Annotated in this window: 16 protein-coding genes; 3 read left to right on the top strand and 13 right to left on the bottom strand. The window is 55.3% G+C overall.

Features of this window, described 5'->3' with window-relative positions; translation table 11 throughout:
- Window positions 1–37: 37 nt before the first annotated feature.
- Together uvrA and uvrB are read right to left on the bottom strand one after the other, a co-directional pair.
- A complete protein-coding gene (gene uvrA, locus RAC89_RS12800; protein WP_306613922.1) occupies window positions 38–2,920 on the bottom strand; it encodes an excinuclease ABC subunit UvrA in 2,883 nt (960 codons plus the stop codon).
- A 37-nt stretch (window positions 2,921–2,957) separates the two neighbouring features.
- Window positions 2,958–4,952, bottom strand: coding sequence for an excinuclease ABC subunit UvrB (gene uvrB, locus RAC89_RS12795; protein WP_306613921.1), 1,995 nt, complete (start codon window positions 4,950–4,952; stop codon window positions 2,958–2,960).
- A 250-nt stretch (window positions 4,953–5,202) separates the two neighbouring features.
- Between uvrB and RAC89_RS12790 the strand changes: the two genes are divergently transcribed.
- Window positions 5,203–5,991, top strand: a complete 789-nt coding sequence (locus RAC89_RS12790; RefSeq protein WP_306613920.1) for a flagellar motor protein — start codon at window positions 5,203–5,205, stop codon at window positions 5,989–5,991.
- Window positions 5,978–6,742: a flagellar motor protein MotB gene (locus tag RAC89_RS12785; RefSeq protein ID WP_306613919.1), complete on the top strand. Its 765-nt coding sequence runs from the start codon at window positions 5,978–5,980 to the stop codon at window positions 6,740–6,742. The genes RAC89_RS12790 and RAC89_RS12785 overlap by 14 nt, the downstream gene beginning before the upstream one ends.
- Before the next feature lie 52 nt (window positions 6,743–6,794).
- On the opposite strand, the gene RAC89_RS12780 is transcribed toward RAC89_RS12785, so the two are convergent.
- The 5 genes from RAC89_RS12780 to ftsE form a co-directional block, all read right to left on the bottom strand.
- Window positions 6,795–8,099, bottom strand: a complete 1,305-nt coding sequence (locus RAC89_RS12780; RefSeq protein ID WP_306613917.1) for a PDZ domain-containing protein — start codon at window positions 8,097–8,099, stop codon at window positions 6,795–6,797.
- A gap of 139 nt (window positions 8,100–8,238) precedes the next feature.
- A complete protein-coding gene (locus RAC89_RS12775) occupies window positions 8,239–9,687 on the bottom strand; it encodes a S41 family peptidase (RefSeq protein ID WP_306613916.1) in 1,449 nt (482 codons plus the stop codon).
- Window positions 9,688–9,782: 95 nt separating this feature from the next.
- Window positions 9,783–11,006, bottom strand: a complete 1,224-nt coding sequence (locus RAC89_RS12770; protein WP_306613914.1) for a murein hydrolase activator EnvC family protein — start codon at window positions 11,004–11,006, stop codon at window positions 9,783–9,785.
- A gap of 14 nt (window positions 11,007–11,020) precedes the next feature.
- On the bottom strand, window positions 11,021–11,938 hold the full coding sequence (gene ftsX, locus RAC89_RS12765) for a permease-like cell division protein FtsX (protein WP_306613913.1): 918 nt from the start codon (window positions 11,936–11,938) through the stop codon (window positions 11,021–11,023).
- Window positions 11,928–12,614, bottom strand: a complete 687-nt coding sequence (gene ftsE, locus RAC89_RS12760; protein WP_306613912.1) for a cell division ATP-binding protein FtsE — start codon at window positions 12,612–12,614, stop codon at window positions 11,928–11,930. Before ftsE ends, ftsX begins: the two co-directional genes overlap by 11 nt.
- 342 nt (window positions 12,615–12,956) lie before the next feature.
- On the opposite strand from ftsE, the gene RAC89_RS12755 reads away from it, so the two are divergent.
- The gene (locus RAC89_RS12755) at window positions 12,957–14,483 is read left to right on the top strand and encodes a VanW family protein (protein ID WP_306613911.1); all 1,527 of its coding nucleotides are present in this window, start codon (window positions 12,957–12,959) and stop codon (window positions 14,481–14,483) included.
- A 52-nt stretch (window positions 14,484–14,535) separates the two neighbouring features.
- Here the strand turns inward: RAC89_RS12755 and argH are convergent, their stop codons facing one another.
- The 6 genes from argH to argJ all read right to left on the bottom strand — a co-directional run bounded on the left by argH (window position 14,536) and on the right by argJ (window position 21,623).
- Complete coding sequence (argH, locus tag RAC89_RS12750; protein ID WP_306613910.1) at window positions 14,536–15,951, bottom strand: argininosuccinate lyase; 1,416 nt, start codon at window positions 15,949–15,951, stop codon at window positions 14,536–14,538.
- Window positions 15,952–16,128: 177 nt separating this feature from the next.
- Entirely contained in the window at window positions 16,129–17,364 is a 1,236-nt protein-coding gene (locus tag RAC89_RS12745) for an argininosuccinate synthase (protein ID WP_284643316.1), read from the bottom strand.
- 36 nt (window positions 17,365–17,400) lie between these two features.
- On the bottom strand, window positions 17,401–18,357 hold the full coding sequence (argF, locus tag RAC89_RS12740; protein WP_306613908.1) for an ornithine carbamoyltransferase: 957 nt from the start codon (window positions 18,355–18,357) through the stop codon (window positions 17,401–17,403).
- 14 nt (window positions 18,358–18,371) lie between these two features.
- Complete coding sequence (locus RAC89_RS12735; RefSeq protein ID WP_306613907.1) at window positions 18,372–19,562, bottom strand: acetylornithine transaminase; 1,191 nt, start codon at window positions 19,560–19,562, stop codon at window positions 18,372–18,374.
- A gap of 39 nt (window positions 19,563–19,601) precedes the next feature.
- Window positions 19,602–20,384, bottom strand: coding sequence for an acetylglutamate kinase (gene argB / locus RAC89_RS12730; protein WP_306613906.1), 783 nt, complete (start codon window positions 20,382–20,384; stop codon window positions 19,602–19,604).
- A gap of 18 nt (window positions 20,385–20,402) precedes the next feature.
- Window positions 20,403–21,623, bottom strand: a complete 1,221-nt coding sequence (gene argJ / locus RAC89_RS12725; protein ID WP_306613905.1) for a bifunctional glutamate N-acetyltransferase/amino-acid acetyltransferase ArgJ — start codon at window positions 21,621–21,623, stop codon at window positions 20,403–20,405.
- Window positions 21,624–21,633: the final 10 nt, after the last annotated feature.

Raw genomic sequence — 21,633 nt, 5'->3', positions numbered from 1 at the left:
GTTCAGGGCTTTCTCCTGCTGTTCTATATTTATGCAGCTAGACTGCCGCATCTTCCATTTCCTTCAACCGTTTGGCATAATCGGCCGAACGTGCCTTATCCCGCTCCAAAATCGGCTTCAAGTACTTGCCTGTATAGGAGCCCTCCACCTTTACCACATCTTCCGGAGTACCGGTGGCGACGATCGTACCACCACGGCTGCCGCCGTCAGGCCCCAGATCGACAATGTAGTCGGCTGTCTTGATTACATCGAGGTTGTGTTCAATGACCAGAACGGAGTCGCCGTTCTCCACCAAGCGATGAAGCACCTTCAACAGTCGGTCAATATCGTCGATATGCAAGCCGGTAGTCGGCTCGTCTAGAATATAAATCGTCTTGCCCGTACTACGACGGTACAGCTCTGCTGCAAGCTTTACACGCTGTGCTTCGCCGCCGGACAAGGTCGTAGCCGGCTGCCCCAGATTCATATAGCTAAGCCCTACATCCATCAGGGTTTGCAGCTTCCGATGAATTCTCGGGATGTTCTTAAAGAACTCCGTTGCATCCTCAATCGTCATCTCCAGCACGTCCGCTATGCTCTTGCCCTTGTATTTAATCTCCAAGGTTTCACGGTTGTATCTCTTGCCCTTACAGACCTCACAGGGCACGTATACATCCGGCAGGAAGTGCATCTCGATCTTAATGATGCCGTCCCCGCGGCAGGCTTCGCAGCGTCCGCCCTTGACGTTAAAGCTGAACCGGCCCTTCTTGTAGCCTCGCACCTTCGCTTCGTTCGTTGCCGAGTATACATCGCGAATATCATCGAATACGCCTGTATAGGTGGCCGGATTCGAACGCGGAGTACGGCCGATCGGCGACTGGTCGATATCAATGACCTTTTCGACGTGCTCCAAGCCCTTGAATTCCTTGTACTCGCCAGGACGAACCTTCGCACCGTTCAGTTCCTTGGCCAGCGTCTTATACAGGATCTCGTTGATCAACGTACTCTTGCCCGATCCCGAAACCCCGGTCACGCAAGCGAATACGCCTAACGGGAACTTAACGTTTACTCCGCGCAGGTTGTTCTCCTTGGCGCCTCGGACCTCCAGCCACTTTCCGTTCGGCTTGCGTCGTTCGGCTGCCACCGGAATAAACTTACGTCCGCTCAAATACTGCCCCGTTAAAGATTTCGGATCCTCCATGATTTCCGCCGGCGTTCCCTGCGCAATGACCTGCCCGCCATGAATCCCCGCACCGGGACCAATATCAATAATATAATCCGCGGCCATCATCGTATCCTCATCGTGCTCTACCACGATCAGCGTGTTGCCGAGATCCCGCATATGCTCCAGGGTTTTGATCAGACGGTCGTTATCCCGCTGATGCAACCCGATACTCGGCTCATCAAGGATATAGAGTACGCCCATCAGGCTGGATCCGATTTGCGTGGCCAGACGAATTCGCTGCGCCTCTCCGCCGGATAAGGTGCCTGCGGCGCGATGCATGGTCAAGTAATCCAGCCCTACATTCACCAGGAAGCCCAAGCGTGATTTAATCTCCTTCAAGATCAGGTGGGCAATCTGCAGCTCCCGATCTGTCAGCTCCAAGGAATCGAACCAGTCATGCGCTTCTCCGATGGAAAGCGACGTGACGTGAGCTATATTTTTGGAATTGACGGTTACCGCCAGCGATTCCGGCTTCAGCCGCGCGCCTTTGCATTTGCCGCATGGCTTCGCGCTCATATATGACTCGATGTGCTCGCGGATCCCGTCGGAGAACGTCTCGCGATAACGTCTCTCCAAGTTATTAATAATCCCTTCGAACGCAACCATCGCATCTTTCTTTTGGCCGAACTCGTTCTCGTATTTAAAACGGATCTTCTCTCCGCCCGTACCGTTCAACAGCTTGCTCATCTGCTCCTTCGTCAGCTCGGATACCGGAACGTTCTGCGGTATGCCGTAATGCTCACAAACGGAGGACAGGAACTGCGGATAATAGTTGGATGTGCTGCCGGCCCATGCCTCAAAGGCTCCCTCCTCGATGGACAAGGACGGATTCGGTACCAGAAGATCTTGGTCGACAATCATCTTCTGCCCCAAACCGTCGCAATCCGGACACGCGCCGAACGGACTGTTGAAGGAAAACATCCGCGGTGCCAGCTCCTCGATGCTGAAGCCGCATTCCGGGCAGGCGAGGTTCTGGCTGAAGAGGAGCTCTTCTTTATCCATTACATCTACAATGACCCGGCCTTCCGCCAGCTTCAGTGCCGTCTCCAGCGAGTCGGCAAGGCGAGTCTGCACATCATCCTTCACTACGATCCGGTCGACAACCACTTCGATGTTGTGCTTCTTGTTCTTCTCCAGCTCGATCTTATCCGACAGGTCCATCGTTTCGCCGTTCACGCGTACACGAACGAAGCCCTGCTTCTGGATGTCGGCCAACAGCTTGGAGTGCTCACCCTTCCGTCCGGAGACGATCGGCGCGAGAATCTGCAAACGCGTCCGCTCCGGATACTCCATGATACGGTCTACCATCTGTTCGACGGTTTGGGACGTTATCTCGATACCGTGCTGCGGACAGTGCGGCCGGCCGACACGTGCGAAGAGCAGACGTAAATAATCGTATATTTCCGTTACCGTTCCTACGGTTGAGCGCGGGTTGCGGCTCGTCGTCTTCTGGTCGATGGAGATCGCAGGCGATAAGCCCTCGATCGAATCGACGTCAGGCTTGTCCATCTGGCCGAGGAACTGCCGCGCGTACGCGGACAGCGACTCGACGTATCTGCGCTGCCCCTCAGCGTAGATCGTATCGAAGGCTAGCGACGATTTCCCCGAGCCGCTAAGCCCGGTAAGCACGACGAACTTGTCGCGCGGTATCGTGACGTCGATATTTTTCAAATTGTGCGCTCTTGCGCCTTTGATAATAATGTTATCTCTTGCCACGTGAATCCCTTCCCGTCCTTCCTGGAGACGCTTCTCCTTACAGCTCTGCCCTCAGCTCGAGAATCGCATCGCGGAGCTCCGCGGCGCGTTCGAACTGCAGGCTCTTGGCTGCTTCCTTCATCTCTTGCTCCATCCGCTCAATGAGCGACATCCGATCCTTCTTGGACATCTTCGTCTTCACGTCCGCCAAGTAATCGGCCTTCTCTTCCGCCACTTTCGTAGCCTCGATGACGTCTCTAATCTTCTTCTGTATAGTCTGAGGCGTAATGCCGTGTTTTTCATTGTAGGCCAGCTGGATTTCGCGGCGGCGGTTCGTCTCCCGGATCGCCTTATCCATGGAATCCGTCACCCTATCCCCGTACATGATGACCCGGCCGTTGGCATTCCTTGCGGCACGTCCGATCGTCTGTATGAGGGACCGCTCCGCCCGGAGGAAGCCTTCCTTATCGGCGTCCAGGATGGAGACAAGCGATACCTCCGGAAGGTCAAGGCCCTCCCTCAGCAGGTTGATTCCGATGAGAACATGGAACACGCCAAGCCGAAGCTCACGCAAAATCTGCATCCGCTCCAGCGTCTTGATATCGGAGTGAAGGTACTTGACCTTGATGCCGACTTCCTTCAAGTAATCCGTCAAATCCTCCGCCATCTTCTTCGTCAGCGTCGTAACGAGCACACGTTCATCCTTCTTGATGCGGTCATGAATCTCACCAAGGAGATCGTCGATCTGTCCCTTCGTCGGCCGCACCTCAATAATCGGATCAATCAAGCCGGTAGGACGGATGATCTGCTCGACCATCTGAGGACAATGCTCCAGTTCATAAGGTCCCGGAGTCGCGGAGATAAACAGCAGCTGTCCCGCCTTTTCCTCGAATTCCTCGAAACGGAGGGGACGGTTATCCAGTGCCGAGGGCAGGCGGAAGCCGTGCTCGACCAGTACTTCCTTACGAGCCCTGTCCCCGTTGTACATGGCGCGAATTTGCGGCAGTGTCACGTGCGACTCGTCGATCACGATCAGCATGTCATCCGGGAAATAATCCAGCAGCGTATAAGGCGTCGCGCCGCGCTCCCGGAAGGTCAGCGGTCCGGAGTAGTTCTCGATCCCCGAGCAGAAGCCCATCTCCTGCATCATCTCAATGTCATAGCGCGTCCGCTGCTCCAGCCGCTGCGCCTCCAGCAGCTTGCCGTTCTCCCGCAGCTCGGCCAGACGCTCCTCCAGCTCCCGCTCGATGTTGACGAGGGCGCGCTTCATCGTATCCTCATGCGTTACGAAGTGGGACGCAGGGAAGATTGCGATATGATCGCGTTCGCCCAGAATCTCGCCTGTGAGCACATCAATCTCGGTGATCCGCTCAATCTCGTCTCCGAACAGCTCGATCCGCACGGCATGCTCGCTGTGAGATGCAGGGAAGATTTCCACGACATCTCCACGGACCCGGAATGTGCCCCGCACGAAATTCATGTCATTGCGTTGATACTGAATATCAATCAAGCGATGCAGAATCTCGTTGCGCGAACGCTCCATTCCTACCCGGAACGACACGACCAAATCCCGGTACTCCATAGGGGAACCGAGACCGTAAATGCAGGAGACGCTTGCGACGATAATGACGTCACGCCGTTCGAACAAGGCGCTGGTCGCCGAGTGCCGCAGCTTATCGATCTCGTCGTTGATGCTCGAGTCCTTCTCTATAAACGTGTCCGAGGACGGGATGTATGCCTCCGGCTGATAGTAGTCATAGTAACTGACGAAATATTCGACGGCATTGTTCGGAAAAAACTCCTTGAGCTCGCTGCACAGCTGTGCGGCGAGCGTCTTATTGTGCGCAATCAGCAAGGTAGGACGATTGAGCTGCGCAATCACCTGAGCAGCTGTAAACGTCTTCCCCGTTCCCGTAGCCCCGAGCAACGTCTGATACCTGTTCCCGGACTGGATCGATTGCAGCAGCTTCTCAATAGCCTGCGGCTGATCCCCCTGAGGCGTGTAGTCGGAAATCAGTTCAAACTTTCGGTCGCTTACCACCACTTCATTCACTAAATTCACCTCTTCTTTTCCAAAACATTCCTGTTCTATTCAAATTCATAGCCCTGCAACCGATAATATATATGCATCATTCATAGTTGTTTGACGTTGTTCAACGTACCTATACATAAGATCTGGATGTTATAGGAATATTTGTTCCCATATATTATACCTTTTTTCGAACATGGATGCAAATGAGGAAACGTTTCCTTCGATGCCTTATTCAGGCTATTTATTAGAAAAATGTTAGGATGTGGCTGATGTGGATTTCATAACGGTGCTTGGTTTACTTATCGGGGCAGGAGCCTTGATCGGAGGTTACTTATGGGACGGCGGTCACATATCCGCGCTATTTGTGCCAAGCGCTTTGCTTATTATTTTCGGCGGGACGATCGGAGCGGTGGTGGTCAGCTTTCCGCGGTCGCAGCTGAAGGAGCTGGGAAAAGCGCTCAAAATGGCGTTCGCATCCTCGGAGCAAAATCCTGAGGCTATCATTGAAGAAATCATCGATATGTCTACCGTTGCCCGAAGAGAGGGCGTTCTTGCCTTGGAACAGCGCGCACATGAACACCCGAATCCTTTTCTCAGCGAAGGCATGGTGATGGTCGTCGATGGGACGGACCCGGAGCTGACCCGCCAAATATTGGAGCTGGAGATGGACTCGCTCTCCCACCGTCACGAGGGCTGGGCCAAAATCTTCGAAGCCGCGGGGGGCTACGCTCCTACGATGGGGATTATCGGAACGGTAATGGGGCTGATTCACGTGCTTGGCAATCTCTCGGACCCGGGCAGCCTGGGACCGGCCATCGCCGTCGCCTTCTCCGCTACCTTATACGGTGTCGCATCCGCGAACCTGATTTTTCTCCCCATCGCCAGTAAAATCAAGGTCCGCAGCAGCCAGCAGCTGGACGAGATGGAGCTGATGCTGGAGGGCATTCTTGCCCTGCAAGCCGGAGAGAACCCTGCGCTGATCAAAAAGAAGCTGACTTCCTTCATCCATCAGCCGGGCAGTCGGAAACAGAATGAAGGTGAAGCGCGTGGCCAGGAATAGAAGAAGACGGCAAGAAGGTCATGCGAACCACGAGCGCTGGCTGCTCAGCTATGCCGATTTCATTACGCTGGTGCTCATTTTCTTCATCATCATGTATGCCATGAGTAAAATCGATGTCGCCAAGTATGAAGCTTTGGCGCGATCCTTGCATATGGAGTTCGCGAAGGCAGAATCGATTATCCCTATGGGCGAGGGCATCCAGGGCTCCGCTCCTTCTCCTTCCAAGCCGGCCGAGGAGACGAAGAAGGAAGACCAGGGCGAGAAGGATTTGCGTGAGAAAAAGGATAAGGAGCTGGCCGATCTGCTTCAGCAGGTTCAGCAATATATCGATAAGAACAACCTGCAGACGCAGGTCTCTGCAGCCAATACGCAGCGCGGTGTTGCGGTCACCTTGAACGATTTGTTCCTGTTCGACCTCGGCAAGGCGGATCTGAAGCCAGGCGCAAATCCGGTGCTCGAACAGCTCGCCAGCCTGTTTCCTACCCTGACCGACGCTACGATCAGCATCGAGGGTCATACGGATGACGTACCTGTTGCCACCGGTTCCCCGTTCCGCGATAACTGGGGCCTGTCGCAGGCACGCTCCCTGTCGGTTCTTCGCTATTTTGTCGATACCGCCGGGCTCTCGCCGAAGCAGTTCATTTCGACCTCCTTCGCCGATACGCGGCCGGTCGTGGAGAACAGCAGTCCCGAGAACCGAGCCAAAAACCGCCGCGTTGAAATTGTCGTCCTTCGGGAAGCCTCCCGCTGAACAAACACAAAAGCTGTCCGGTGCGCTGGGAAGAAGCGCGGGACAGCTTTTTTTACAGTGACTTCGTGCCTGTTGAGCCGGGACCCGAGCGATTGCTTAACAGTCCTGACAGCTTGCGGCTGAAATACGCTAAGATCGAGTTCTGCTGCTCCTCGGCATAGAATGGTGCGTTCTGATCCGGAGCCAGCAAAATTCCCAGCTGATGGTGCTCGTCCGAGAAGATCGCCCGCTTCACAAACTTGCTCTCCCCCGCCAGATTCAACACCTCCAGCTTACAGAACGCCGGATTCAGCTGCATCGCCTGATGAAGCTCATCCTTCGTCCGCACAGGCACTCCATTGACCTTGTGAAGCACTTCACCCACATGAAGCTCCAGCTCCTCCGCCGCGCTTCCCGGCAGTATGCCCAGAATCCTCAAGCCCTTAGAGCTGTGCACGTAGTAAGGAGTGCGATTCGTTTCCTCCCAGCGGCTGTACAGAATGATCGCCTCGTGCAGCCCGATACTGAGCAGCGCCCCCAAGAGCGTCAATGCCGGCCACAGATGAGCCAGATAAGCAAAGCCCAGCAGCACCAAAGCATACCCCATTAAGAGCTTCGAGCTGATCTTCACTTTATCCTGCGGCAGTCTCGACATCGTCATCTCCGTAAAGCCGATCATAACCGGAAAGCCGATGATCGTCCAGCCGCCGCTCCACAAATCTCCGCCAAGCAGCGGGGTCCAGGGCAAGGAAGCTCCACCGCCGCCCTCCAGCGGGACAATCAGGAATAGGGCCATCGGCCAGAAGCCTTGCAGATGATATCCGCCGACGATTTTCCCCCGCTTACTCTCGAAAAACAAAGGCATTCCCAGCCGTGTCCCTTGCCGCCTTACATAGATCGCCTCGACGAAATGCAATATCGCCACCAGCGCCAGCATAGCCGGTATACTCAGCTCGAGCAGCGGACCGCTAAGCCATTGGAGTGCCTCCATCTCCTTCAGACCGGGAAGGGTCTTAAACGCCACTTGAAGCACACCGATCACGCCGAAGGCATAAGCCCAGCATAAGTACCGGACGCGGATGAAAATAAGCAGCAGCGACAAAATCCAGAGAAGGATCACCGCTTCCGCCTGAATCGTCGCCCCTACCAGCGCCATGAGCACCGAGGCCATCAGGCCTCCGATCCAGCCCCAAAGCACTGTTCTCCAGGTTTCCGGGAGCAAGGAATGGAGCTTCGTGGAAAAAAGCTTGCGCTCGAAGGCTATATGCCTCCGATACTGCAAAATGATGAACAAAATGCCAATGTAATAAAAAGGATGCGTCAATAGCTGCAGCAAAGCCTGCACAAACCGGTAGGCCAATTCCGTTACCACGATCATAAGCCGCTCCTCTTCGATAGAACAGATTATTGGTACAAAAAAAGAAGGCTGAGCCCTGAACCTCAGGCCCACCTTCTTTATTCATTCGACACCGGAATTTTATTTCCTGCTTAAGCAAGCAACTTCCCAGATATCGACATTATTTGATGACGCTCTGCATGTATTGCACTGCCGCCTTGAGCTGCAGGTCATTCTTCGGATCCCGGATTTCTCCTACGATCGCTTTTTCCAGCTTATTGGCCGTCTCCACGTCCACCTCGCCGTTCACCGGAAGGCTGTGCATCCGCTGGAACGACTTGACCGCTTGTGCCGTTTTCTCACTGAAGTACCCGTCGGTCCGATCCGGATTCAGGCCCAGACCTTGAAGCATGATCTGAAGGTTCTTCACGTCCTCGCTGTTCATATCCTGCTTCAGCGTCGCTTTCTTCGTGAGAGGAGCAACCTTGAAGAATGCCGGCTGCTCTACCGGAAGATCAGGTGCGATACCCTTCTTATGGATCCAAGTGCCGTTTGGCGTCAGCCACTTGTAAACGGTCATTTTGATGTTGCTGCCGTCTCCCATTTCCTTCTCGAAGGTAACTTGAACCGTCCCTTTTCCGAACGTATTTTCCCCGATCAGCTTACCGCCGGCCGAATCCTTGAGCGCGCCTGCCAGGATTTCCGATGCGCTTGCGCTGCCTTTATTGATAAGCACCGATACCGGATATGGCTTACCCGTTCCGTTTGACGGCGTCGCTTCCTTCTCGCCTTTGCGGTTCTCGATCTGCACGATGCTTTTCCCTTTCGGTACGAAAGGCTCCACAATCTCCACAACCGAGGACAACAAACCGCCCGGATCGTTGCGCACGTCGATAATCAAGCCCTTCATGCCCTTGCCCTCGAGAAGCTTGAGTTCTTCTGCGAAACGCTTGGAAGTGTTACTGGAAAATTGGCGAATTTCGATTTTCCCGATATTGCCCTGCAGCATCTCCGCATGCACGGTCTCCACATCGATATCGTCGCGAACGACAATGACCTCGATCGGATCCGGTACGCCGGACCGTGCAATCTCGATCTTCGCTTGGGTCCCTTTGGGCCCGCGAATTTTCATAATCGCCTGATTCAGAGTTAAGCCATCCAGCTTCTCGCCATTCACGGAAAGGATGACGTCATTGGCATGTAGTCCTGCCTTCTCCGCGGGAGAGCCCTTGATCGGCGCTACGATAACCACCTTGCCATCCTCGGAGCTGACCTCGGCCCCAATGCCTTGGAACGAGGAGGTGATGTTCTCATCAAATTGCTGCGCTTCCTTCTGGTCCATGTACACGGTGAACGGATCATCCAACGCCGAGAGCATGCCGTTGATCGCTCCGGTCATGACTTTCTCGTGGTCCACCTCACTAAGAAACTTGCTTTCGATCAGCTGATACGTAGTCGCCAGCTTGTTGATGTCCTTCGTGGTCAGCCCCGACTTCACCGAAGCGGACACCTCGCCATTCTTGCCGAGGGCCGAAAGCATCGACGGCTGCACGATCGTTAAGGTCATGATGCTGCTTGCAAACATGGACAACAAAATGAAAGCCACTACCGTACGTCCTTTAAAATTCATAATTCCTCGTTACACCGCCTTTGCTGCTGGCTGATAAAAAAAGACTTGTCTGTGTAGTGTATGACAAGCCTTGGTAAAATATGAACGTCAGCGGATTATCGCAGGTACGGCTTTGGATCAACCGGCTCCTCATTGATACGAACCTCGAAGTGCAAATGGTTGCCCGTCGAGCGCCCGGTAGAGCCTACCTCGGCGATCTTCTGTCCGCGCTTAACGACATCGCCCTTCTCAACGACAATCCCATCATTGCGTATATGGCCATACAAAGTCCAAACGCCCTTGCCATGATCTATTATAACGGTATTTCCGTATCCGCTCCACCAGGAGGCCACAATTACCACTCCGGCCTCGGCCGCCAGGATGTCAGTACCTGCCGGTGAAGGAAGGTCGATCCCGCTGTGCGAAGCGCCTTTGCCGGTAATCGGATCCTTCCGTCCCCCGAAGTCGGAAGACATATTGACGACTCGCTCGAGCGGATAGCCGAACTTACCGCCGCTGTAAGAAAAGACCGGCTTCGGGGCCTCCCCCTTCGCTTTAGCTGTGTTAGCCGCCTTCTCTTCGGCAATTCTCCGAAGAATGACAGACTCTTGGGAAGCGAGCTTCACCTGCGCCTTCACTTCGTCTTCACTAATCTCGGCAAATTCACGCTTTTGCTTCGAGAGACTGGCGATCTTGACTTCCTTCTCCTTTTCTTTGACCGTCAGGCTTGCTTTGGTTGCATTCCGCTCCGCAATCAGCTGATTGAGCTCCGCCGCCTGTAGGGCGATTTGCTCCTGCTTCTCCGCCTTCAGATCACGGTCACGCTTGTTGGCATCAAGAATTTCCTTATCCTGATTCACAATGGCCTTCAGCGCATTCATCCGGTCGAGGAAATCCGTAAAGCTCGTTGAGCTTAGGAGCACCTCCGCGTAGGACACGGTGCCGCTCATATACATTAAACGTACACGGGAACGCAGGATTTGATCGCGCGAGGCCATTCTTTCCTCAGCTTCGGCAAGCTGCTTTTCGTTTTCCGTCTTTGCCGCCTGAATCACGGTTTCTTTTTCCTTCAGCTTATTCAGCTCCAGGTTCACGGAATCGATCTGACTCATAATCGTGTTGAGCTCAGCCATATTCTGCTGCTCCTGCTGCTCCAGCTTTTCTGCTTGCGCCTTAGCGTTTGCGGCATTTTTCTCTGCTTCCGCCTTCTGACGCTGCACATCCTTCAGCTGCTGCTCCAGCTGCTTTTGCTTATCCGTTGCGGCAAATCCCGCTTGGGAGGTAAGCAAGGTTCCCAGCAAACTTAACGTAACGACGATGGACACGGACGACTTGTTCAAATTCCCGATCCTCCCTACACCCGTAAAAATTTACGAACCGATAATGTGCTTCCCCAGACGCCGATCATGATGCCGATCCCGATGAGCAGCCCGGCTGTTTCGTAGCGGATCGCTTCAAAGGGCAAAAGCTTGATAAGCAAGAGACTCATATCCACCTGAATCAGCCTCATCATCTGCCAGTAGCCGTACAGCAATATCGCAACCGGGATGATCGAACCGATTAGTCCCAGCAGCGCTCCTTCGATAAAAAACGGCCAGCGTATGAATGAATTCGTCGCACCCACCAGCTTCATGATGGAGATTTCGCGGCGGCGGGCGACAATCGTAATCTTAATTGTGTTTGAGATCAAAAACATGGCTGTCAGCGCCAAACCGGCTACAAGCACTAGGCCCACATTGCGCACGATTTCCGTCACCTTAAACATCGTTTCGACGGTTCCTTGCCCGTAGCTGACCCGATAGATCGGCTTCATCGGCCTGGTATTGTTCAGCTCGCTGATTTTCTGGGCAACACTGGCAACCTCACGCGGCTCCGCAACCTCTACGGTGTAAGAGTCGTTCAACGGATTGTTGCTTCCGTCAAAGCCCTCGAGGAGCTGTTTCCCGCTTTCCCCCAGCTTCTCCCGCAAATATTTAAGCCCCTCCTCCTTGGAGACGAAGGTCACCTTCGACACTTGAGGGATGGCGGCGATCTCATTTTGAATTTGCTGAATTTGGTCCTGCGGCGTATTGACCTCCAGGTATACTTTAATTTCTACCTGCTGTTCAATCTGCTGGGCTAAGAAATTCACGTTCAAAGACAGCAGCAGGAAGACGCCCAGAATGAAGAGCGAAATCGAGATGGAGCTAATGGAGGCAAAGGACATCCACCCGTTTCGCGCAACATTCTTGAAGCCTTCGCGAATATGGCGACCGGCGGTACTAATCCTCATAGCCGTATTCACCCCTTGCTTCATCACGGGCGATCTTCCCGTTCTCGATTGCTATGACCCGCTTGCGCATCGTGTTAACAATTTCCTTGTTGTGTGTGGCCATAACGATCGTTGTGCCCCGGAAGTTGATTTCTTCCATGAGCTTCATGATCCCCCAGGACGTTTCCGGGTCTAAGTTCCCGGTCGGCTCGTCCGCGATAATCACTGCGGGATTATTGACAATTGCCCGGGCAATGGCAACTCGCTGCTGCTCTCCTCCGGACAGCTGCGTTGGCAGCGAGCCGGTCTTATCCTTCAAGCGAACCAGCTCCAGCACTTCTTGCACGCGCTTCCTGATGATCTTCTTGGGAGCTTCGATAACCTCCATCGCAAAAGCGACGTTCTCATACACGGACATCTTCGGCAGCAGCCGGAAGTCCTGAAAAATAACCCCAATATTCCTGCGTACATAAGGGATTTTACGCTGCTTCAGCTTCTCCAGATTAAAGCCGTTGACAAAAATCTGCCCCTTCGAAGGCCTTTCTTCTCTATACATAAGCTTCATAAAAGTCGATTTGCCGGCGCCGGACGGGCCTACCACGTAGACGAACTCGTTGCGGTCTACCTTTACGCTGATGCCGCGGAGGGCATGGTTGCCGTCTGGATACGTTTTCCATACGTCCTGCATTTCGATCACGTCATCACATCCTGATAGTTTCGTTTTGTCGTTTTCTGTCATCTATATCGAACGATCGGCTCGTTCTTCCGGTAATGGTAGTGCCGGTCATTCCCAGCCTATTAAACTTCGACATAAAAGGGGAAAATCCTTTGCACGTCCAACATTTTCTACAGCTTTCACGCAGGTTTGGTGGAGAAATGGTGAACGGTAGCTGAATGTAAGTTGAAAATGGGTCTTCCCGGCCCCGCAGTCGAATCATTCGACAAATCCCGGCGAACTAAGACTATAGGAAAGTTTCAAGGCTTGGCCGCATATATATCGGAGTAGTACAAGCGTGGAAGCAAAAGGAGATAAACGGTGATGCAGCTTCGAATCCCAACCTTTTGGACAAGTATGGCATTGACCTCGATTGTGTTTACCTTGTCCGTTCTGCTAACGATCAGCTGGTATGGCTCAAAAACCACCTTACCTTCAAGTGTTACTGTGGAGGATTGGTCTGTCGGAGGCATGCCGATCCAAGAGTTTGAACGTCAGCTTGCATGGAAAAAGGAGCTTTTGCTCGGGCAAAAGGTGCAGCTGGTCGCAGCAGTGTCCGGCGGTCAGCCGCTGATCGTAGAACGCACCTTGGGGCAGCTAGGACTCGTCGTAAGTGATGGGCACACGGTCGAGAAGTTGATGCCGCTGAAGGAAGGCTCGTTGTTCCGGCGGGCTGTGTACCGATGGCAGCAGCGGGGAGGCGCTTGGACAATCGAACGGACGGTTGCCGAGGACAAGCTGAAGGCTTCGCTGCAGGAGGCCCTACAGACGCTTTACACAAAAAAACCAGTCGATGCGAAACGCTTCGTCCGAGGAGACGATACGATCGGATACACGCCGGAAGTGAAGGTTGAGCGGGTCGATGAAGGCAAGCTGCTGACGCTCCTTGGAAGCTTGCTGCCGGCGTGGGGATCCGCAGAAATGCAGGCGGGAATCGAGCGCTGCAGAGGCGGGGAATCAGGCTGCGGGGAAGGAAGCCAGCCGGTTACAGTGCAGGTCCCCCTCTATTGGCTGGAGCCCCAGGTAACCGTTGCTTCGCTGCAAGCGCAGGGGATTGTGCGTAAGCTGACGGAGTTTTCGACCAGCTATCCGCCTGGATCGGCGGCGGTCAGCAGTGAAGGACGCATTCACAACGTGCGCTCCACCGCAGCAAGCATTCATGATGTGGTGCTCAAGCCGGGAGAGGTGTTCGATTACGCCACCTATATTGAGCAAACGGAGAAAAAGTTCGGCTTCCGCGAGGCACCCGTCATTCTTAACGGCAAGCTGGTACCCGGGATCGGCGGCGGCATATGCCAAGTGTCTTCGACCTTGTACAATGCCGTGCTTCGCGCCGGCTTGGCCATTGTCGAACGGCGCAACCACTCCCTGCCGGTCAGCTATGTGCCTCTCGGCCAGGACGCCACCTTCGCCAGCGGACATATTAACTTTAAGTTCCGCAATAGTACGCAGCATCACTTACTCATACGGACGTCAGCGGATGATGTTCAGGTGTCGGTCAAGCTGTTCGGTCAAATGCCGGGGGATGTTACCTATGAAGTGGAGTCGAAGCTGCTGGAAACTCTTCAGCCGCCGGTCAAGTATGTTCATAATCCCTCTTTACGGGTCGGCAAGCAGGAAATCATCACGCAGGGAAAGCCCGGTTACGTGGTCGAAACGTACCGGATCAAGAAGCAGAATGGCACGGTAGTAGGGCAGGAGCGTATTTCCAAGGATACATATTCCGCACAGCCGACGGTCATTGCCGTGAATAACGGCGGTGATGGGGCCAAATCGGGCGAACCGGCTCCCAATGCCGACCCGCGGGGGCCGATGATTGAGGACGGAGTGAAGGGACCGACGTTCCGTTAAACCAATACAAAGCCCGGGTACACTTCATATTTGAAGGACCCGGGCTTCTCTGTTATCTGCTTTTGTTGTAGAACTCTTCAAACCATGCATTGGTGCTCTCGAGCACTTTACCGGCCCGCTCAATGGCGCCGCTTACCTGATTCGTCGCGGTTCCGCCGTACACGTTGCGTGCGTTGACTACGCGCTCCGGCTGCAGCACCTCGTAGATGTCGCTCTCGAAGAGCGTCGAGAACTGGTGGTACTCCTCCAGCTTCAGATCCAACAGGAACTTCTGCTGCTGAATGCAGTAAAGCACCGTTTTGCCGATGACCTCATGCGCTTGGCGGAAAGGCAGCCCCTTGTTCACAAGGTAATCCGCAATATCCGTCGCGTTGGAGAAGTCCTGATTCACGGCTTGACGCATCCGGTCCTTGTTCACCTTCATCGTGGCTACCATCGGAGCGAACAGCTGAAGCGCCCCTTGCAGCGTGCGAACGGTATCGAACATGCCTTCCTTGTCTTCCTGCATGTCCTTGTTGTAGGCAAGAGGAAGCGACTTCAGCACGGTCAGCAGACCGAACAGGTTGCCGTAGACACGGCCGGTCTTACCGCGCACCAGCTCCGCCACGTCCGGGTTCTTCTTCTGCGGCATGATGCTGCTGCCCGTACAGAAGGCATCGTCCAGCTCGATAAAATGGAACTCCGTGCTCGACCAAAGCACAAATTCCTCACACAAACGGGACAAGTGCATCATGATAATCGATGCGTTCGACAAGAACTCCAGGATGAAATCACGATCGCTTACCGCATCGAGCGAGTTCTCGTACACCGCGTCGAAGCCGAGCTGCTCCGCCACGAAATGGCGGTCGATCGGGAACGTCGTGCCGGCCAAGGCCCCTGCGCCGAGCGGAAGCACATTGATCCGGCTGTAGCTGTCCTTAAGACGCTCGATATCCCGTTGGAACATTGATACGTACGCCATCATATGATGCGCGAACAAAATCGGCTGGGCACGCTGCAAGTGGGTGTAGCCCGGGATGATCGTATCCAGATTCTGCTTCGCCTGCTCCAGAAGCGCCTCCTGCAGCTTGCTCAGCATCCCGACGAACTCGACAACCCGCTTCCGCAGCCACAGGTGCATATCCAGCGCCACCTGATCGTTCCGGCTGCGTCCCGTGTGCAGCTTGCCGCCGACCGGACCTACCTCATCGATCAACGCCTTCTCGATGTTCATATGGATGTCTTCATCGCCGACGTTGAACTCCAGCTCGCCGCGGCGGATCATGCCCTGCACCTTCAGCAGGCCGTCCTTGATTTTCTCAACATCGTCCGCAGGAAGAACCCCTTGCTTGCCCAGCATCGTCACGTGCGCCAGACTGCCTTGAATATCCTCCTCGGCCAGCTCCTTATCGAAAAGAATCGAAGCCGTGTATTCCTCTACCAATTGGTCGGTTTTCTTCGTAAAACGCCCACCCCAAAGCTTAGACACATCACTTGCTCCCCTCTAACGTAACTTCATTTCCACCACTATACCATAAATAGCCTGTCAGCGTCTCGATTGCGGCTGTTGCCGCCGGCCGCGGCAGGAAGGCATCCGCCCCTTGCGTGCGACCAAGAAAATAACCCGCAGCTCCGAAGCTCGGGTTATTCTCAGGGACACAGCAGCTTACTTCTTGCTTTGCTCTACGCCGGCAGCAACACGCAAACGCAGCGCGTTCAGGCGGATGAAGCCTGTCGCATCGCCTTGATCGTATGCCTTCGTCGGATCGGCTTCCATCGTTGCGATGTGCGGGTTGTACAAGCTTACAGGGCTTTGTACGCCGGCGCCGATGACGTTACCTTTGTACAGCTTCAGGCGTACTACGCCGGTTACGTTCTTCTGGCTCTCGTTTACCAGAGCTTGCATGGCCAGACGCTCCGGAGCGAACCAGAAGCCGTTATATACGAGCTGAGCGTATTTCGGAATCAGGGAGTCGCGAAGCAGCATAACCTCGCGGTCCATTGTCAGGGACTCCATCTTGCGGTGTGCGGTGAACAGAATCGTACCGCCCGGCGTCTCATATACGCCGCGGCTCTTCATGCCTACGAAACGGTTCTCCACCATATCGACGCGGCCTACCCCGTGCTTGCCGCCCAGCGCGTTCAGAGTCTCCATGATTTGCAGCGGAGCCAGACGCTGGCCGTTCACTGCTACGCAGTTCCCTTGCTCGAACTCAAGCTCAATGTATTCCGCCTCGTTCGGAGCATCCTCCGGGTCTACGCTCAGCACGAACATGTCTTTGTTGGATGTCGCGCTTGGATCGAACCAAGGATCCTCCAGCATACCGCTCTCGAAGCTGATGTGCAGCAGGTTGCGGTCCATGGAGTAAGGCTTGGAAGCGGACGCCTGCACCGGGATGCCGTGCTTCTCCGCATAGGCGATCATCTCGGCACGTCCAGGGAACTGCTCGCGGAATTCCTCGAGGCGCCAAGGGGCGATGACTTCGATGTCCGGCGTCAGTGCAGCGGCCGTCAGCTCGAAGCGAATTTGGTCGTTACCTTTACCTGTTGCTCCGTGAGCAATCGCGGTAGCGCCTTCTGCGCGTGCGATCTCTACCATGCGCTTGGCAATCAGCGGGCGAGCGATACTCGTACCGAGGAGGTATTGACCCTCGTACAGCGCTCCTGCCTGGAACATCGGGTAGATGAAATCCCGCGCGAATTCTTCACGGAGGTCATCGATGTATACCTTGGATGCACCGGTGCTCAGCGCTTTTTCCTCGAGGCCGTCGAGCTCTTCTCCTTGCCCGATATCCGCGGTGAACGCGATAATCTCTGCATCATAGGTTTCCTTCAGCCATTTCAAAATGACGGACGTATCCAAACCGCCCGAATATGCCAATACGATTTTTTGCTTCGCCATGGTTTCCCTTGCTCCCTCTTCTAATGGAATCTATCGCTACATGATGGCGGCCATAACCGCTTTTTGCGCGTGCAGACGATTCTCCGCCTGATCGAAAATAATGGAATTTTGTCCGTCGATGACGCCCTCGCTGACTTCCTCGCCGCGATGCGCTGGCAGACAATGCATGAACAGATAGTCCTTCTTAGCGAACTTCACCAGCTCATCGTTCACCTGATAGTTCGCGAAGGCCGCTTCCCGCTCCTTCTGCTCCGCTTCCATGCCCATGCTCGCCCATACGTCGGTATATACGACATCCGCGCCGTCGATCGCTTCCTTCGGATCGTATACGACCTCGATCGTGGAGCCGTTCAAAGCAGCTACCTCCTTGGAAAGCTGTACGACCTCGGCATCCGGTTCATAGCCCTCCGGCGTCGCTACCGTGAAGTTCACGCCGAGCTTCGCCGCGCCCATCATCAAGGAATGCACCATGTTGTTGCCGTCGCCGATAAAAGCCATCTTGAGCCCTTTCAGGCGTCCCTTATGCTCAAGGATCGTCTGATAATCCGCCAGTGCCTGGCACGGATGGGACAGGTCCGTCAGCCCGTTAATGACCGGAATGGTCGCATTGCGGGCCAGCTCGATTACCGTGCGGTGAGCGAACGTACGGATCATGATGCCGTCAAGATAACGGGACATGGTCTGAGCCGTATCGCCGATCGTCTCGCCGCGGCCGATCTGCAGGTCGTTCCTGCTCAGGAAAAGCGCGTGCCCTCCGAGCTGGTACATGCCCACCTCGAAGGAAACACGGGTCCGGGTGGACGATTTTTCAAAAATCATGCCGAGGGTTTTGCCCTTTAGAGGCTGGTATGCCTCACCGGACTTCTGCTTCTTCTTCAGCTCGATCGCCAGATCGATCAAATATTGAATCTCTTCGGACGTGTAATCGACCAGGCCGATAAAATCGCGTCCTCTGAGCTGTGCTGCGATGTCTTGCTTCGTTAGATTACTCAAGTGGGTTTCCTCCTCTATACCGCCGCTGCAGCCTTCTGCGCCAGAACGGAGCAGATGACCTCGATGCCGCGGTCAACGTCTTCCTTCGAAATCAACAGGCTCGGCGCCAGACGAATGACATTCGGTCCGGCCGAAACCACCAGCACGCCCTCCCCGTGGATGGCGCTGATCGGCTCCGCCGACGGTCCCGTCAGCTGAATGCCGATGAGCAGGCCGATCCCGCGGATCTCCTGCACCAGCGGATTGCTTGCCAGCTTGGAGCGGAGCTCGCTGACAATGTAGTCGCCCATCTCCGCCGCACGTTCCGGCAGCTTCTCGGCGAGCATCGTCTCCAGTGTAGCAATCCCTGCCGCTGTAGACAAATAGTTGCCGCCGAAGGTGGAGCCGTGGCTGCCCGCGCTGAACGCCTGGCGCAGCTTCTCTTTGCCAAGCAGCGCGCCGATCGGCATCCCGCTGCCAAGACCTTTCGCCAGCGTGAACAGGTCCGGTTCGATGCCGTAATGCTCGTAGGCGAACAGCTTGCCTGTGCGGCCCATGCCCGTCTGGATCTCGTCAATGATCAGCAGCAGGCCGTGCTTCTCGCAAAGCGCCGCCACCTCGCGGACGAACTCCCGGTCCGCCGGGTTGACGCCGCCCTCGCCCTGAACCATCTCCAGCATGACGGCGCATGTCTTTTCACTGATCAGCGCTTCTACGGAAGCTGTGTCGTTATAGTTGGCATAAACGAAGCCTTCCGGCAGCGGGGCGAAGCCCTCTTTTACCTTATCCTGGCCTGTTGCCGTTAAAGTCGCTAATGTCCGTCCGTGGAACGACATGTGGAACGTAATGATCTCATAACGCTCTGGCTGCCCGATCACCTTCTGGAAATAACGGCGAGCCAGCTTGATCGCTGCTTCGTTCGCCTCCGCCCCGCTGTTGCAGAAGAACACCGCATCAGCACAGCTATGGTCTACCAGCAGCTGCGCCAGCTTCTCCTGATTCGGAATGTGGAACAGGTTGCTTGTATGCCATAAAGTATCGATCTGCTCCTTCAGGCGTTCCGTTACCTGCACCGGGGCATGCCCCAAATTCGTAACGGCGAGGCCGCACATCAGATCCAGGTACTCGCGTCCGTTCTCATCCCAAAGTCGGCTGCCCGCCCCCTTAACAAACGTTTGCGGATAGCGTGCGTAGTTCGGAAACAATGCGTTCTGAGACTCTCCCATGTCGTTCACTCCTTCTTATTCTCGATTGATAGGCCAAATCTATTTAACAATCCGGGTACCGACCGCGCCCTCCAGCGCTTTGCTCAATACTTCCGGCTCTGCCCCGTTCACAATAACCACTTCTTGTACGCGGCCCTGAATGCACTGCACGGCTGCCCGTACCTTCGGAATCATGCCCCCGTAAATTTCGCCGCTCGCGATCATTTCGTCGATCTGTGCCACCGTGACGGAAGGCAGGACAACCTTCTCCCCGTCCACGACTCTCATAATGCCCGGCACATCCGTCACGACGATCATACGCTCTACGCCGAGGTGAGAGGCTACCGCACCGGCTGCCGTATCCGCGTTGATGTTGTAACGCTGGCCGCCGTCCGCACCAATCCCTACTGGAGCAATAACCGGCATGTAACCCATCGCAACAATGCCCTCGATCAGCGATGCATTCACGTTCGTCACATCGCCCACCAAGCCCACTTCATGTGCATTCGCCACCGGCTGGGCTTGAATTAGATGACCGTCCACACCGCTAAGCCCCAGTGCTTGCGCGCCGGACAGCTGGATTTTGCGGACAATCTCCTTGTTGATTTGACCCGCCAGCACCATCTCCACGACATCCAGCACCTCTTCATTGGTCTTGCGAAGTCCGTTCACGAACTCCGTCTCAATGCCGAGCTTTTCGAGCGTACCCGAAATCGCCGGGCCGCCGCCGTGCACAATCACAGGGATGTTGCCCGACTCCTGCAGCTTCTTCAGATCTGCGAAAAAAGCGTCCGGCAGCGCCGCCAGCGTACTGCCTCCGCATTTCATAACAAAACAGCTCATCGTCCTACTCCTTCGCCCTTAAGTCCGATACGCCGCGTTGATGCGGACGTAGTCATAGGTAAGATCGCAGCCCCAAGCCGTAGCCGAAGCCTCGCCCATATTCAGATTCACATGGATGTGCACAAAGTCGCCCTTCAGGTACTCCAGGGCCTTCTCTTCGTCGAACTTCACCGGTCGGGACTGCTCCAGTGTCACGATGTCGCCGAGACGAATATCCACCGTCTCCGTGTTCACCGGCTGTCCTGCACGCCCTACGGCCGCAATAATGCGTCCCCAGTTCGCATCGGCGCCGAAGCAAGCCGACTTCACCAGGCTCGAGCCGATGACTGTCTTCGCGATCGCGCGGGCCGCATCGCGGGACTCCGCCCCGCTTACCGTCACCTCAATCAGCTTCGTCGCTCCCTCGCCGTCGCGGGCAATTGCCTTAGCAAGGTATGCGCCTACGTATTCAAAACCGGCACGGAACGCTTCCCAGTCCGGGTGCTCCGGTGTCAAGGCATCGCCGCCTGCAAGGCCGCTGGCCATCACGACCACCATATCGTTCGTGCTCGTATCGCCGTCTACTGTAATCATATTAAATGTGGAATCCGTCACATCGTTCAGCAGCTTCTGCAGATGCTGGCTCTCAATGTTCGCATCCGTCGTCATAAAGCCGAGCATCGTCGCCATGTTCGGATGAATCATGCCGGAGCCCTTCGCCGCTCCCGCAATATGTACCGTGCGTCCGCCAACCGTTACGCTTACGCAGGTTTCCTTCTTCACCAGATCCGTGGTCAGAATCGCCTGGCAGAAATCATCGCCGCCCTCGATGCTAACCCGTGCAGGCAGCTTCTCAATGCCGCCCAGCACCTTAGGCATCGGCAGCAGCTCGCCGATCACGCCTGTGGAGGTAACGCCGGCCAAGTGCTCCTTCACGCCGAAGGCCGCAGCCACGGCGGCACGCATGGAGCGCGCGTCTTCCTCGCCCTGCCGGCCCGTACAAGCGTTCGCGTTGCCGCTGTTGACCAGCATGACCTGCAGACGGCCTTCCGCCGCAATGCTTTCCTGCGTCACCTTCAGGGGTGCCGCCTGAAACTGGTTCAGCGTGTACACGCCCGCCGCTGCTGCAGGAACTTCACAATAGATGACGCCGAGGTCGTGGCGCTCCGTTTTTTTCAAACCGCAATGCAGTCCGCCTGCCTGAAATCCCTTCGGCGTCGTCACTGTGCCGTCCGGCACTACGATAAAATCTTTCCCCACCGCGTTCGCT

This window comes from Paenibacillus sp. GD4 (genome assembly GCF_030846225.1).
GTDB lineage: Bacteria > Bacillota > Bacilli > Paenibacillales > NBRC-103111 > Paenibacillus_G > Paenibacillus_G silviterrae.
Note: the sequence above shows the minus strand (reverse complement) of the source record. Positions and strands in the feature narration are given on the sequence as shown.